Origin of the sequence: Pantoea sp. T14 (genome assembly GCF_036663535.1) — a bacterium.
GTDB lineage: Bacteria > Pseudomonadota > Gammaproteobacteria > Enterobacterales > Enterobacteriaceae > Pantoea > Pantoea phytostimulans.
This window is the reverse complement of the sequence record NZ_JAWUEB010000010.1, coordinates 177059-191509: the sequence shown is the minus strand read 5'-3', so window position 1 is coordinate 191509 and position 14451 is coordinate 177059. Positions and strand designations below refer to the sequence as shown.

The 14451-nt window shown below is 52.4% G+C and carries 16 protein-coding genes; 4 read left to right on the top strand and 12 right to left on the bottom strand.

Translation table 11 applies throughout. The features are described 5' to 3' along the window. Positions 1-129 precede the first annotated feature (129 nt). The 5 genes from nrdF to SC127_RS03575 form a co-directional block, all read right to left on the bottom strand. Positions 130-1089: a class 1b ribonucleoside-diphosphate reductase subunit beta gene (gene nrdF / locus SC127_RS03595; protein ID WP_215845808.1), complete on the bottom strand. Its 960-nt coding sequence runs from the start codon at positions 1087-1089 to the stop codon at positions 130-132. A gap of 23 nt (positions 1090-1112) precedes the next feature. Next, complete coding sequence (nrdE, locus tag SC127_RS03590) at positions 1113-3251, bottom strand: class 1b ribonucleoside-diphosphate reductase subunit alpha (RefSeq protein WP_332625268.1); 2139 nt, start codon at positions 3249-3251, stop codon at positions 1113-1115. Then, positions 3221-3634, bottom strand: coding sequence for a class Ib ribonucleoside-diphosphate reductase assembly flavoprotein NrdI (gene nrdI / locus SC127_RS03585; protein ID WP_332625267.1), 414 nt, complete (start codon positions 3632-3634; stop codon positions 3221-3223). Before nrdI ends, nrdE begins: the two co-directional genes overlap by 31 nt. Positions 3635-3638: 4 nt before the next feature. Continuing rightward, on the bottom strand, positions 3639-3881 hold the full coding sequence (locus tag SC127_RS03580; protein ID WP_332625265.1) for a redoxin NrdH: 243 nt from the start codon (positions 3879-3881) through the stop codon (positions 3639-3641). A gap of 299 nt (positions 3882-4180) precedes the next feature. Then, a complete protein-coding gene (locus SC127_RS03575) occupies positions 4181-4498 on the bottom strand; it encodes a DUF883 family protein (protein WP_215845812.1) in 318 nt (105 codons plus the stop codon). A 152-nt stretch (positions 4499-4650) separates the two neighbouring features. Between SC127_RS03575 and SC127_RS03570 the strand changes: the two genes are divergently transcribed. The 4 genes from SC127_RS03570 to SC127_RS03555 all read left to right on the top strand — a co-directional run bounded on the left by SC127_RS03570 (position 4651) and on the right by SC127_RS03555 (position 7980). Next, entirely contained in the window at positions 4651-4986 is a 336-nt protein-coding gene (locus tag SC127_RS03570; protein WP_031376461.1) for a DUF2002 family protein, read from the top strand. A 136-nt stretch (positions 4987-5122) separates the two neighbouring features. After that, complete coding sequence (mmuP, locus tag SC127_RS03565; protein WP_243077368.1) at positions 5123-6538, top strand: S-methylmethionine permease; 1416 nt, start codon at positions 5123-5125, stop codon at positions 6536-6538. Continuing rightward, positions 6528-7463 (top strand): homocysteine S-methyltransferase, encoded by a 936-nt coding sequence (gene mmuM, locus SC127_RS03560; protein ID WP_332625261.1) that lies wholly within the window; start codon positions 6528-6530, stop codon positions 7461-7463. Before mmuP ends, mmuM begins: the two co-directional genes overlap by 11 nt. Positions 7464-7560: 97 nt before the next feature. Next, positions 7561-7980, top strand: a complete 420-nt coding sequence (locus SC127_RS03555; RefSeq protein ID WP_215845815.1) for a hypothetical protein — start codon at positions 7561-7563, stop codon at positions 7978-7980. Here SC127_RS03555 and speG read toward each other — a convergent pair whose 3' ends face one another. The 7 genes from speG to SC127_RS03520 form a co-directional block, all read right to left on the bottom strand. Next, positions 7981-8526 (bottom strand): spermidine N1-acetyltransferase, encoded by a 546-nt coding sequence (gene speG / locus SC127_RS03550; RefSeq protein WP_215845816.1) that lies wholly within the window; start codon positions 8524-8526, stop codon positions 7981-7983. A 133-nt stretch (positions 8527-8659) separates the two neighbouring features. Continuing rightward, the gene (locus SC127_RS03545; protein WP_243077370.1) at positions 8660-9112 is read right to left on the bottom strand and encodes a GNAT family N-acetyltransferase; all 453 of its coding nucleotides are present in this window, start codon (positions 9110-9112) and stop codon (positions 8660-8662) included. 64 nt (positions 9113-9176) lie between these two features. Continuing rightward, a complete protein-coding gene (locus SC127_RS03540) occupies positions 9177-9854 on the bottom strand; it encodes an ABC transporter ATP-binding protein (protein WP_332625258.1) in 678 nt (225 codons plus the stop codon). Beyond that, positions 9847-10680 (bottom strand): ABC transporter ATP-binding protein, encoded by an 834-nt coding sequence (locus SC127_RS03535; RefSeq protein ID WP_332625256.1) that lies wholly within the window; start codon positions 10678-10680, stop codon positions 9847-9849. Before SC127_RS03535 ends, SC127_RS03540 begins: the two co-directional genes overlap by 8 nt. Then, positions 10670-11527: an ABC transporter permease gene (locus SC127_RS03530; protein WP_215845820.1), complete on the bottom strand. Its 858-nt coding sequence runs from the start codon at positions 11525-11527 to the stop codon at positions 10670-10672. The genes SC127_RS03535 and SC127_RS03530 overlap by 11 nt, the downstream gene beginning before the upstream one ends. After that, a complete protein-coding gene (locus SC127_RS03525) occupies positions 11524-12576 on the bottom strand; it encodes an ABC transporter permease (protein WP_215845821.1) in 1053 nt (350 codons plus the stop codon). The genes SC127_RS03530 and SC127_RS03525 overlap by 4 nt, the downstream gene beginning before the upstream one ends. Next, complete coding sequence (locus SC127_RS03520) at positions 12576-14144, bottom strand: ABC transporter substrate-binding protein (protein WP_332625254.1); 1569 nt, start codon at positions 14142-14144, stop codon at positions 12576-12578. Before SC127_RS03520 ends, SC127_RS03525 begins: the two co-directional genes overlap by 1 nt. Positions 14145-14451 lie beyond the last annotated feature (307 nt).

Genomic DNA, 14451 nt, shown 5'->3' with positions numbered 1-14451 from the left:
CAGCAGAATGGGCGGTGAAATGATGATTTAATTGAACGGATATATTAAAAAAAATAGAGTGGGATTTTGCGAATGAATGCGGGGTGTAATGCAGAATTATTCGGGCCTAAAGTGGCCCGATTGGGGAAATTAGAAGTTCCAGTCTTCGTCTTCGGTTTCTACCGCTTTTCCCATTACGTACGAAGAACCTGAACCCGAGAAAAAGTCGTGGTTTTCGTCTGCGTTAGGTGAAAGTGCAGAAAGAATTGCTGGGTTAACCGTGGTCAACTCCGCCGGGAATAACGCTTCATAGCCAAGGTTCATCAACGCCTTGTTGGCGTTGTAATGCAGGAAGGTTTTGACTTCATCAGCCCAGCCCACATCGGCATACAGCGCGTCGGTGTAGGCTACCTCATTTTCATACAACGCCAGCAGCAGATCGTAAGCAAACTGTTGCAGCTCTTCGCGGCGGCCTTCATCGACCTTTTCTAAAGCTTTTTGGAACTTATAACCGATGTAATAACCGTGTACGGCTTCATCGCGAATGATCAGGCGAATCAAATCGGCGGTATTGGTGAGTTTACCGCGGCTCGACCAATACATTGGCAGCCAGAAACCGGAGTAGAAAAGAAATGATTCCAGAAACACGCTGGCGATTTTCTTCTTTAGCGGATCATCGGCACGATAATGCTCAAGGATGATACGCGCCTTGTTTTGCAGCGGTTCATTCTGTTCGCTCCACGCGTAAGCGGCATCCACATCATTGGTATTGCATAACGTCGAAAAAATGGAGCTGTAGGAGCGTGCATGTACCGCTTCCATAAAGCTGATGTTCGACAGTACCGCCTCTTCATGCGGCGTTATCGCATCATCCATTAGCCCTGGCGCACCTATCACGTTTTGAATGGTGTCGAGTAGCGTCAGGCCAGTAAACACCCGGATCGTCAGCTGCTGCTGCTGCTTATCCAGCGACTGCCAGGCGGGCAGGTCGTTGGACAGTGGCACTTTTTCTGGCAGCCAAAAGTTACTGGTCAGGCGGTTCCACACCTCAAGATCTTTATCGTCCTGAATGCGGTTCCAGTTAATTGCTTGAATTTGTTTTAGTTTCATAGTTTTCAGTTCATTAGTTTTCATCACAACGCACAAGAAACGCAGCCTTGAACCTCTGTGCCTTGAAGCGCCATTTGACGAAGTCGTATGTAATACAGCGTCTTGATGCCTTTCTTCCACGCATAGATCTGGGCTTTATTGATGTCGCGCGTGGTGACGTCATCGCGGAAAAACAGCGTCAATGACAAGCCTTGGTCAACATGTTGCGTCGCTTCAGCGTAAGTATCGATAATCGCTTCCGGGCCAATCTGATAAGCGTCCTGATACAGGTCGAGATTGTCATTAGTCATAAACGGCGCGGGGTAATAAACACGGCCCGTTTTGCCCTCTTTACGAATCTCGATGCGCGACACGATAGGGTGAATGCTGGAGGTCGCATGGTTGATGTATGAAATCGAACCGGTTGGCGGAATCGCCTGCAGGTTTTGATTGTACAAACCGTGTTTCATAACTGCGTCACGTAGCGCCAGCCAATCGGCATGCGTCGGTAACGTCAAGCCAGCCTCTGCAAACAGCTGTGTCACGCGTTCGGTACGCGGCAACCATTCACGCTGCAAATATTTATCAAAGTAGCTGCCATCGGCGTATTTCGACGCGGTAAAACCCTCAAACGTTTGCTGATGCTCTTCCGCCAAATGGTTCGAGGTACGCAGCGCATAATAGGTTACGCAATAGAAGTAGAGATTGGTGAAATCCAACGCTTCAGGTGAACCGTAGGCGATACCTTCACGCGCCAGATAACCGTGCAGATTCATCTGCCCTAAACCAATGGCATGTGATCGACGATTCCCTTCGGCGACCGAAGGCACCGAATCGATCTGGCTCATCATCGACACCGACGTCAGCGCGCGCACGGCGACATCCACTGTGCGTGCCAAATCGTGGGAATCCATCGCATGCGCAATGTTCAACGAACCGAGATTGCAGGAGATATCTTTACCGATGCGGCGATAACCGAGATCGTCATTGAATTCGCTGGCGCTGTTGACCTGCAAAATCTCAGAACAGAGATTGCTCATGTTGATGCGACCGGCAATTGGGTTGCTGCGGTTTACGCTGTCTTCAAACATGATGTAGGGATAACCCGATTCAAACTGGATTTCAGCCAGCGTCTGGAAGAAGTCGCGGGGTTGAATATAGGTTTTACGGATGCGATCGTCCGCCAGCATTTCGTCATACTTCTCACTGATGCTGATATCACCAAATGCCTGGCCATAAATGCGCTCAACGTCATACGGTGAAAACAGTGCCATCGGGCGGTTTTCTTTCGCCAGTTGGAAAGTGATATCGGGGATAACGACACCAAGCGACAAGGTTTTAATGCGGATCTTTTCATCGGCATTTTCACGTTTTGTATCAAGGAAACGGAAAATGTCGGGATGGTGCGCGTTGAGCCAAACTGCACCCGCGCCCTGACGTGCACCCAGCTGGTTAGCATAAGAAAACGCATCTTCAAGCATTTTCATCACCGGAATCACGCCGGAAGATTGGTTTTCAATACGCTTGATTGGGGCACCCGCTTCACGCAGGTTGGACAACAGAAAAGCCACGCCGCCGCCGCGCTTCGAAAGTTGCAGCGCAGAGTTCACCGCCCGGCCAATCGACTCCATATTGTCTTCAATACGCAGCAGGAAACAGGAAACCAGTTCGCCGCGCTGTTGTTTGCCACAGTTTAGAAACGTCGGTGTTGCAGGTTGGAAACGGCCGCTGAGGATCTCTTCCAGCAGCGCACGCGCCAGCACTTCATCACCCTGCGCCAGCGTCAGCGCCACCATGCAAGCACGCTGTTCAAAGGTTTCCAGATAGCGTTTGCCATCGAAGCTTTTCAGCGTGTAGCTGGTGTAATACTTCCAGGCGCCGAGAAAAGTTTTGAACTCAAAACCCCAGGCATCGGCTTCGTCGTGGATAGCACACAAGAAAGTGAAATCGTATTGATTAAGCACATCTGCTTCGTAGTAACCTTCCGCCACCAGGTAGCGCAAACGCTCAGCGGCCGAATCAAAGGCGAGCGTGTTAGGTTGAACGTGCTGCAGGAAAAACTGGCGCGTCGCTTCATGATCTTTGTCGAACTGGATACGGCCATCGGCATCGTACAAGTTCAGCATGGCATTGAGCGAATGATAATCCAGCGTCAGATTATTGAGGGTGTCTGTTGTTGCCAAAATTGGGTTACTCCCGCTTTTACATTAGCGATATCTTCGAGGGTTCCCATCAATTCAAATCGGTAGAGACGGGGAACCTGGCATTTCTTCGCAATGATGTCGCCCGCAAGGCAATATCCTTCGCCGAAGTTGCGGTTACCGGCAGCAATGACGCCGCGAATACCGCGTCGGTTAGCTTCATCATTGAGAAACTGAATGACCTGCCTGGGTACAGCGCCACGGCTGCTCCCGCCGCCATAGCTGGGCACCACCAGAATATAAGGCTGGTCGATGTGCAGCTGTTGTTTCGCGTTAAGCGGAATGCGGCGGGCGGGCAAGCCCAGTCGGGTCACGAATCGATGGGTGTTTTCCGACTGGCTGGAAAAATAGACCAGTGGGAACATGACGTTATCCGCCGACAGCGGCAAGCTGACGGAGGCTGGCGATTTTATCGGGACGGAAACCGCTCCAGTGATCGTTATCCGCCATAACCACTGGAACCTGGCGATAACCCAGCGATTTTAGGTTGTCGATAGCCTCGGGTTGGCTATCGAGATTGATCAACTGATAAGTGATGCCGTTACGATCCATGGCATTTTTAGTGGCATTACACTGGACACAATTGTTTTTGGTGTAAATAATAATGCGCATGATTCGTATTCCTCTCTGTAAAGGGTTCAGGTCGCGAGATACGAAGCAAATACCGTTTGCTGTGGGCTTCGTCCTTGCTGACATCTTGTGTCGTGCTGATGAGCTAAATACTAGATGTAGTGTTTGTGGAGATCAAGCGCACTATATATAGGGATTTGAGATTTGCACTGCCAGAAAGCGGCTAACGCCAGTTGCCATGCGCCTTCCGCATTTGAAAAATTATTTTGTAAAGAGATCAGGTCAAAAAACAGGCATAAAAAAGCCCCGCAAAATGCGAGGCTTAGTCAATACTTTAGGTGTTAGCGGCGAGAAACCAGCAGCGCACCCAGCACGATACCTACTGCTGCACCGATACCCACGCCATGCCACGGTTTGTCATGCACGTAAGCGTCAACCTGATAGCCTGCGTCGCGTGCGACCTGGGATACGCGATTTCCGCTGCCATTGAGTTTAGCGCGCGTTTGCTTAAGCAGTGTCTCTGCCTGGCTGCGGGCGTTGGTCACTTCATCTTTTGCATCGCTGCCGTAAGATTTCAGCAATGCTTCGAGTGAATCTGCGAGCTCGTTCACATCCTGATTAATATCAATGTCATCGTTTTTGCTGGTTCGATTAAACATTTTTTGGCTCCCTTTGATTTAAAACGTAATACTGAGTGTAGACGACCTTTTGCTAAACGAGACGCGAGAGTGGCCTTTAGGGAAAATTCCGAACGCCAGGTCTGTCATGCTGTTGTAAGGTTGCGAGGCTTTTGAAGAGGAGAGAATTAAGCATGTATTTACGACCAGATGAGGTAGCGCGCGTACTGGAAAAAGCGGGTTTCGAAGTGGATGAAATCACGCCACGCGCGTACGGATATCGTCGTGGTGACAACTACGTTTATGTTAATCGCGAAGCGCGAATGGGGCGCACGGCGCTGGTCATTCATCCGACGCTAAAAGAGAAAAGCCAACCTTTTGCTGAACCGGCATCAGAAATGAAAACCTGTGATCATTACACCCAATTTCCGCTCTATCTGGCGGGTGATTCGCAGGAACATTATGGTATTCCTCATGGTTTCAGTTCACGCATGGCGCTTGAACGCTACCTGCAAAGTGTTTTTGGCTAACGCATCAGGCCCCGCCGCGACGGGGCTCTGACCCGCCTGCTGTCAAATCCTTACCTTTCATCACGTTGCAATTCCTGGCTGTGACGCGTATAACGCTGTTCGATATAGATGTTTAGACGTCCATACGGATAAAGTTATGAGCGAGCAAAATAATCCTTCACAGGATCCCTTTAAAAGAACCATGAAAGCGCGCCACCTGGTGATGCTATCGCTGGGCGGTGTAATCGGTACTGGGTTGTTTTTTAACACCGGCTACATCATTTCAACCACGGGCGCAGCAGGCACATTATTGGCCTATTTGATTGGCGCTTTCGTAGTTTGGCTGGTGATGGTGTGCCTTGGCGAACTGTCGGTGGCAATGCCCGAAACAGGCGCATTCCACGTTTACGCTGCGCGTTATCTTAGCCCGGCAACCGGTTATACCGTGGCCTGGCTTTACTGGCTGACCTGGACGGTGGCACTGGGTTCAAGCCTGACGGCCGCGGGTTTTTGCATGCAGTATTGGTTCCCGCAGGTGCCAGTCTGGATCTGGTGTTTAGTCTTCTGTATCGCCATTTATCTGTTGAATGTCATCTCAACTCGCTTCTTTGCGGAAGGAGAGTTCTGGTTCTCACTGATCAAAGTGATCACGATTATTGCTTTCATCATTCTTGGGGCGGGCGCGATGTTCGGCTTTATCCCGCTGAAAGATGGCACGGCCGCGCCGGGTTTGAGTAACCTCACCGCGCATGGCTGGTTGCCAAATGGCGTGTTACCCATTTTGATGACCATGGTTGCGGTAAACTTTGCTTTCTCCGGCACCGAGCTAATCGGTATTGCAGCGGGCGAAACGCAGAATCCCCAGAAAGTCCTGCCGTTGGCGATTCGCACCACCGTGGCGCGCCTGATCATCTTCTTCATCGGTACGGTGCTGGTGTTGGCGGCGCTGATTCCCATGGATCAGGCGGGCATTGTGAAAAGCCCCTTTGTGCTGGTTTTTGAGAAAATCGGTATTCCCTGGGCGGCGGATATCATCAACTTTGTGATCCTGACGGCGATTCTGTCAGCCGCCAATTCGGGACTTTACGCGTCAGGTCGTATGTTGTGGTCGCTGGCCAATGAGAACACGCTGCCGCGCGCCTTTGCCCGTGTAAATAAACGCGGTGTGCCGCTGTTCGCTATCACGATGAGTATGATTGGCGGGCTGTTAGCGCTGTTTTCCAGCGTGATTGCGCCAGACACGGTGTTCGTGGCGTTGTCAGCGATTTCCGGTTTTGCGGTGGTTGCAGTATGGCTGAGTATTTGCGCATCGCATTTCATGTTCCGCCGTCATCACCTCCAACAAGGCAAGTCGCTTAACGCGTTGGCTTACCGTGCACCGTTGTATCCACTGACGCCGATTCTTGGCTTTCTGCTTTGCCTGATGGCCTGTATAGGTCTGGCATTCGATCCCACTCAACGCATCGCCTTATGGTGCGGCATTCCGTTTGTGCTGCTTTGCTATGGCGCATACCATATAACGCACAAAAATAAAAAATTCCCTGAGGCTGAGGAGGCCAACGATGTCGCTTAATCCTGTCGCGCAGGCGCTAACGGAATCTGAATCGCTGATTCTTGATGGCGCGCTGGCCACTGAACTGGAAGCGCGTGGCTGCAATCTGGCTGATGCGCTGTGGTCTGCCAAGGTATTAATGGAAAACCCTGAGCTGATTTATCAGGTGCATTATGACTATTTCGCCGCCGGGGCGCGCTGTGCAATTACCGCCAGCTATCAAGCGACGCCGCAGGGTTTCGCAGCGCGAGGTCTGAATGAAACACAATCGCTGGCGCTGATTACGCAAAGCGTTGAGCTGGCGAAACGTGCTCGTCAGGATTTTCTTGCGCAGCAAGGCGCGCACCAGACGCTGCTGGTGGCGGGTTCAGTTGGGCCTTACGGCGCTTATCTGGCTGACGGATCAGAGTATCGCGGTGATTACGCACTGCCAGAAGCGGAAATGATGGCGTTTCACCGGCCACGCGTGAAAGCGCTGCTGGAAGCGGGCGCGGATCTGCTGGCATGTGAAACCTTGCCTTCGTTTGCTGAAGCTCAGGCGCTGGTGAAGTTGCTGACGGAATTTCCTCACAGCGCGGCCTGGTTTTCATTCACGCTGCGGGATGCGGAACACATCAGCGATGGAACCCCGTTGAGCGAGGTCGTGGCCTATCTTGATGCACAGCCGCAAGTGGTGGCGTTGGGGATTAACTGCGTGGCACTGGAAAGCGTTACGCCTGCGCTGAAACAGCTTCAGGCGTTAACCGACAAACCGCTGGTGGTTTATCCCAATTCTGGCGAGCAATATGATGCCAGCAGCAAAACCTGGCACTCCGCGCCTTCGGGCTGCACCTTGCATGACAAATTACCGGAATGGCAACACGCTGGCGCACGTCTCATTGGCGGTTGCTGTCGCACCTCGCCGAAAGACATCGCGGCTATCGCGCACCGTTGTCAACCGCAATAAGGCAGCAGAATCGGGCGATGATAGCGCGATTGAGACGCGTGAAAAGGCGGGAAGGGCAGTTTAGACTGTGCTTCCTGACCTTTTAGTGGATCCCTTCATGAAACAGCGAATTCTGGCTTTGGCCGCTGCACTACTGCTTAGCGGTTGTGCCACCATTGTCGGCAACGAAACCCAATCGGTACGCATCGATTCCCTGCCGCAGGGCGCACGCTTCACGGTGCAGGATGAGAACGGCCGCGCGGTTGCTCAGGGATTCACGCCGCAAACCGTTGAGCTGGAAAAATCAACCGGCCGTTACTTCGGTAAAAAACATTATCTGCTGATGCTGGAAAGTCCTGGCTATGTGCCGGTGACGATGCCCATCGAGGCGCGCGCCAACCTCTGGTATCTGTTAGGTAACATTCCGCTGGGCGGATTCCCTGGCTGGCTGCTGGTCGATCCTTTCTATGGCGGCATGTACAACCTTAAACCAGAGCATCCACGTCCGTTTATGAACCCGGTTGGCGCGCGCGGTTAATCACTGCGCGGTAGGTTGCAGCATGCCGCCTGGCGTTTTATGCTTTTCCAGATACTGGTGCTGGAAAATACACATGCGGATGGTGTTGCGGTATTCGCCGTTGATAAAGAATTCGTGCTTTAGCACGCCTTCAATCTCAAAACCCAGCTTGGTGTAGATGTGGATCGCTTTCTCGTTCTCCTGATCAACAATCAGATAGAGCTTGTAAAGATTAAGCACGGAGAAACCATAATCCATCGCCAGCTTAGCCGCCTGGCTGGCGAGACCTTTGCCTTGATGCGTAGGATCGATGATGATCTGAAACTCTGCGCGGCGGTGGACATGATTGATCTCAACCAATTCCACCAGCCCGGCTTTTTGCCCATCGTGCTCAACCACAAAGCGACGTTCAGTTTGATCGTGAATGTGCTTGTTGTAGAGATCGTAAAGCTCAACAAACGCCTCATAAGGCTCTTCAAACCAGTAACGCATCACGCTGGCGTTGTTATCCAGTTGATGAACAAAGTGCAGATCTTCCCTTTCCAGCGGGCGTAATTTAACCGTCATTTTTCACTCCTTTTATGTCATCAATGCCGCGAGTATAGCCGTTACGGCTTCGCGTTTGCATGAAGGCGTTAAACCGCGACTTTCTCATCATTCAATCTGGCTAACGCACAGAGAAGCGGGGCGGAATGGCGTATTAAAGCGTTTTACTGAGATAGACGCCGAGTGGATCGTCACCGTAAGGCGCAAAGGCTGCACAGCGTTGATAGCCCAGACGCTGGTAAAATCGCAGCGCGGCGTGATGATGTAGGCCGGTTTCCAGTCTGAGTTGCTGTAAACCGGCGTCACGCGCCTGCGTTTCAATGTCGGACATCAACTGTTCTGCCACACCTTGTCCACGCATCTCGGGTGCAACAAACAGACGTTTTAATTCACCAAAACCGTTTGGCTGAATCATTAACGACAAACATCCCACTGCGCGGCCTTGTGTATCTCGCGCCATCAGCAGAATCAGCTCATCGTCTGCGAGCGCCGTGAGGTCGGTGCAATGTTGACTTTCGGGCGGGTAAAGGGCGTTTTGCCAGTGATCTAACGCGGCAATTAACGTGGCAGCGCAGGGTGAGAAAGGTTCTTGTTGAATCGAAAACACGTGGTCCTCAGCATTCCGTTTACGGGATTTTACCCTACGACGAAATTGGACCACGCTTCAAGTACTACGCGCCGATCTGCTCAATGATGCGGCCCTGCGCCATGCGTACCGCGCTGTCACACATGTGATCGATCACATCAGGATCGTGACTCACCAACACCATGGTTAAGCCATCCTGGCGTTTCAGATCGCTTAGCAAGTTAAGGATCTCAGCCTGTACCGACATATCGAGTGCCGACGTCGGCTCATCTAACAGCAGGATCTTCGGCTCAAGCAGCAGCGCACGTACAATCGCTACACGCTGACGTTGACCGCCTGAAAGCTGATGCGGATAGCGATCCGCCAGTGCCGGATCCAGGCCAACATGGCGAAAGCCTTGATTGATACGATCGTCAATGTTGTCGCGCCTCAGCAATTTTAACGGCTCGGCAAGGGTACGACGCAGGCGGTGACGCGGATGCAGCGAGGCGTAGGGATCTTGAAAAACCATCTGTACGTCGCGACGCAATTCGCCGGTAAACGGTTTACCCGGCGCAACATCTTTACCCGCCAGCTGCATCTTGCCTTGCCAGTGCGGATTGAGTCCGGCCATAACCCACAGCAGCGAAGATTTACCGCAGCCGGATGGGCCAACCAAACCAAAGCAGGCACCCGCTTCAACCTGGAGATTGACATCACACACCACGGTACGCAGCTCGTAACCCTGCTTGTGCGCTACGCTCAGGTTCTGCAAATTAATCACGATTCACCTCCAGCGCAGCACGATCCAACACCGGCAGCGTTTGGCCATGCGTAGCTTTGCTCGGGCGGCACGACCACAAGGTGCGCGTATAAGGATGGGTGGCGTTAGGCAGCTCATTAGCCGGCAGCGTATCCAGCAGTTGGCCTTTGTACATTACCATCACGCGTTCGCAGTGCTCTGAAACCTGCTGAAGATCGTGGCTGATCAGCAACAACCCCATATTGCGCGCTTCGACTAAACCACGGATCAGCGCCAGCACTTGATCGCGCATAGCATGATCCAGTGCGGATGTTGGCTCATCAGCAATCAGGAAATCGGGATCGGTGATCAAGGCGATCGCCAGCATCACGCGCTGGCCCATGCCGCCAGAAAGCTGGTGGGGATAGCTTTGCATCAGTCGACGTGGATCAGGTAATCCCACTGCATTGAGCATTTCGCACACTTTCTCTTTACGCTCAGCGCGGCTGAGGCGGCGATGCAGCAGCAGCGGCTCCTCAACTTGCCAGCCGATTGTGCGGGTAGGATTGAGGGCATATTTCGGATCTTGCATCACCATCGCAACGCGGTTGCCACGCAGCGTATTCCAGTCTCGCTCACGTAACTTCAGCGCGTTTTCTCCGGCTATTTGCAGCTGTTTTGCCTGTAAATGCAGAGCAGGGGAGAGTAGGCCCATCAGGGAGCGAGCAGTCAGAGATTTACCCGAGCCAGATTCGCCCACCAGCGCCACGCGCTCACGGCCAAGGGTAAAACTGATGTTATCTACCAGCAGCGCATCATCGCTACGAATAGTGAGCGACTCGGCATGAAGTAAGACATTATTTTGCATGTCGGGTATCCAGTCGGTCACGCAGGCCGTCGCCTGTCAGATTAAAAGCGAGGCTGGCGAACAGAATCGCGGCGCCCGGAGCGGCAGCAACCCACCATTGGTCGAAAATGACTTTACTGCCTTCCGCGACCATTGAACCCCATTCAGCCGTTGGCGGCTGTACGCCCATGCCGAGAAAGCCGAGGCCAGCAGCAGAAAGAATAATGCCGCCCAGACTCAGGGCCGCTCGCACCACCGCTGTCGGCATGCAAAGTGGCAGAATATGGCCAAACATCAGGCGGAAGCCGGTAATGCCCTGCATACGTGCGGCGGCAAGGTAATCACTGCGGCGCAGCGCCAGCGTTTCAGCACGAGCCTGGCGAGCAAACGGTGGCCAACTGGTCAGCGCCAGCGCCAGCGCGCCGTTCATTAACCCCGGCCCCATAATTGATACCAGCGCCAGTGCAATCACCAGATTGGGCAGCGACAGGAAGATATCGGTGATGCGCATCAGCACACGTTCCGTCCAGCCACCGACGTAACCTGCGGTGATGCCAATCAGTAGACCAACCGGGATGGTCAGAATCAAAATCAACGACACCAGCAGTAGCGTTGGACGCGCACCGTAAATCACGCGGGACAGCAAATCGCGACCAAAGCCGTCAGTGCCGAACCAGTGCAGCGCGGAAGGCGGCAGCAGGCGATTCGATATGGTTTGCAGGTTGGGATCGTAAGGCGAAAGCAGCGGAGCCAGCAGCGCCATCAGGATCAGGATCGCCACTAACGTCAGACCAATCGTTAATGAGGTGACGCGGCGTTGGCGGCGTCGAGGCCGCACAGTTTCAAGTTCAGAGAGTTGTTGCGTCATCGGGTTCTCGGATCGGTTAACCAGGTAAGGGCATCCGCCAGCGCATTAATTAAAATAAAGCAGCCGCCAATCAGTAATGTGGCACCCAGAATTGCGGGCACATCGCCGGAGAACAGCGCGTTGGTCATGTAGCGACCGACGCCAGGCCAGGCAAACACGGTTTCGGTTAGCACTGAACCTTCCAGCAGCGTGGCGTAGGAAAGGGCAATCACCGTGACCAGCGTGCCAAGTACGTTGGGAAAGATATGACGCAGCAGGATACGAACGCGTCCGGCACCTTTGGCGCGAGCCAGCGTCACATACTCTTTGCTGCTCTCTTCCAGCAGCGCAGCACGCAACAGGCGCGTAATACCTGCCATCGCCAGCAGGCCCAAAATCACTACTGGCAACCATAAGTGCGCAATCGCATTACGGAACATCTCTGGCTCGCCCGACAGCCAGCTGTCGATCAACACAAAACCGGTTTTTGGCTCCAGCGTATAAACCCAGATATCATCCAGTCGTCCCGGTCCGGCTGACCAATGCAGCACGGCGTAAAAGAGCAGCATGCCCAGCAGGCCAAGCCAGAACACCGGCACTGAATAGCCCAACAGTGAAATAAAGCGAGCGATGTTATCGATGATGCTGCCTGGCTTCCATGCCGCAAGTAACGCCAGGCTAACACCAAACACTACCGCGAAGATCATTGCGCAGCTGGCCAGTTCAATCGTCGCCGGGAAAGTCTGCATCAAATCATTGCTGACCGGCTGGTTAGTCAACCGTGACACACCCAGATCGCCCCGCGCCAAATGCTCAATGTAGTGCCAGAACTGCATTAATACTGGCTGATCCAGACCCAGCTCGTGGCGTACCTGCTCATAGGTCGCTTCGCTGGCGTGATCGCCCGCAATCTGCTGCACCGGATCGATCGGTGAAAGGTGCGACAACATAAAGGTGAAGGCGAGCAGGCCGAGCAACGTCACCAGCAGCGACAGCAAGCTGGTGGAAACGCGCCCGGCACGCTGCCAAAAATGCCGGGCGAACCCGGCAGAGTGGGCAGAATTTGCCATTACTTCGTAACCTGCGAGTAGTAAACCATGTCAGGGTTGATGCCCTGTACATAGCCTTTGAGGTTATCACGCAGAGCAATCAGGTTTTTCGCCTGCATACCAATCACATACGGCGAGTTCTTCAGCACTTCGCGCTGCATAGCTTCATATAATGCAACGCGCTTCGCTGGATCGCTTTCAGCGGTTGCGGCTAATACCTGCTTATTCAGTTCCGGGATATGCCAGTCTGATCGATAAGCCAGGGTTTTGCTGCCATCTTCCGGGTTATAAGCGTAAGAAGCGGCGTTGGTGTTCGGATCGAAATAGTCGGAACCCCATGCATTGAGCGTAGCCTGGTATTGATGCGCTTTTACTTTAGTAGAGACTTCAGAGCTTAATCCCGGCACCACGTCCACTTTCACGCCGCCTTTGGCGAAGCTGCCTTGTAACGCTTGCGCGATATCAAGGTATGGCGGTTGATTGCTGGTAGAAAGCGTAAAGGAGACGTTGTTTAAACCCGCTTTTTTCAGAATCGCTTTGGCTTTTTCAGGATCATAGCTGTAGGGCGTATCGTTCAGCGCGCCGAGGAAACCTTTCGGCAGGAAAGTCTGATGCACATCAAACTGGCCTTTCAGCAAGTCATTGGCGATGCCGTTATAATCCCACAGGTAACGCGCTGCTTCCCAAAACGCCGGATTTTTCAGCGTATCATTGGCGCCTATATTGAACTGAATATAGTAAAGCGACGCCATTGGAATGGCTTCGGTCTTCACGCCAGCTTTACCTTTAAGTGAAGCAATCTGGTCAGCACCCAGGTTGCGGGCAATATCCGCATCACCTTGCTCCAGCAACAGACGGCGAGCAGCGGGTTCCGGTACGTTTTTAATTAAAATGTTTTTCAGCTTTGGCGCACCTGCAGGTGAGGTTGGGTTGGCGCTCAGCAACACCACTTCATGCAGAACGACTTTGCGGATCTGGTAAGGACCGCTGCCTGCAGAATGTGTTGCTAACCACTGATTACCGAAGTCACCATTCTTAGCATTCGCCATCACCGTTTTTTCATCAACAATGGATGAAACCGGCGCAGAAAGCAGGCTCAGAACGTATGTTGGGCTGACGTTAGCACTCCAGCTGATCTGAACATGATTGTCATCGACTTTCTTCAAGAAAGTATCAACGTTGTCTTTGTTCCAGCCGAGTTGGGTAAGAATAAAAGAAGGATCAAGGTTCAGCTTAACCACGCGACCCAACGAGAAGATCACATCTTCTGGACGCAGCGGATTGCCACTAGCAAATTTCGCATCTTTACGCAGCTCAAACGTCATACTGCGATTGTCGCTGCCAGCTTGCCAGGAAGTGGCTAATGTCGGCTGAAGATCGATAGGATTTTGCGGATCAGACTGCACCAGACGTTGATAGATATTGGTAAAAGCCTGCACGGTGGTAAGTTCAAAACCTTTGGCCGGATCAAAACTGTCGGCATCATCAGTTGATTGAGCAATCACCAGCGTATCTTTTGGCGTGGCGGCATGGGCTGTGAAGGCTGCAGCCAGCGTCATTGCCAGCAGTGATGGAATTATTTTTTTCATGAAATTTCCTTGCCTAAAAAAAGTAACGCGAGTGTACGAAAGGGCCGAGACGAAGAATAGTCGAAAATAGGCTAATGATATGCAAAAAAGGTATAAGGCTGACGATGCAGTTATAAGCGAGTGGGCAGACATTACGTTCAAACGCTACAAGCGTAATAGAGCCGAGAAAAAATGCATACTTCTGTTAGCGGTTATTAGCGCATTAATAACCTAATCCGGTGACGCAATTTTATTTTAAGGGGAGTTATCGATCTTTTTTTTCAATCAGTTTGAGTAAATAGAAAAGTTTCGGATCTTTGCGTGAACG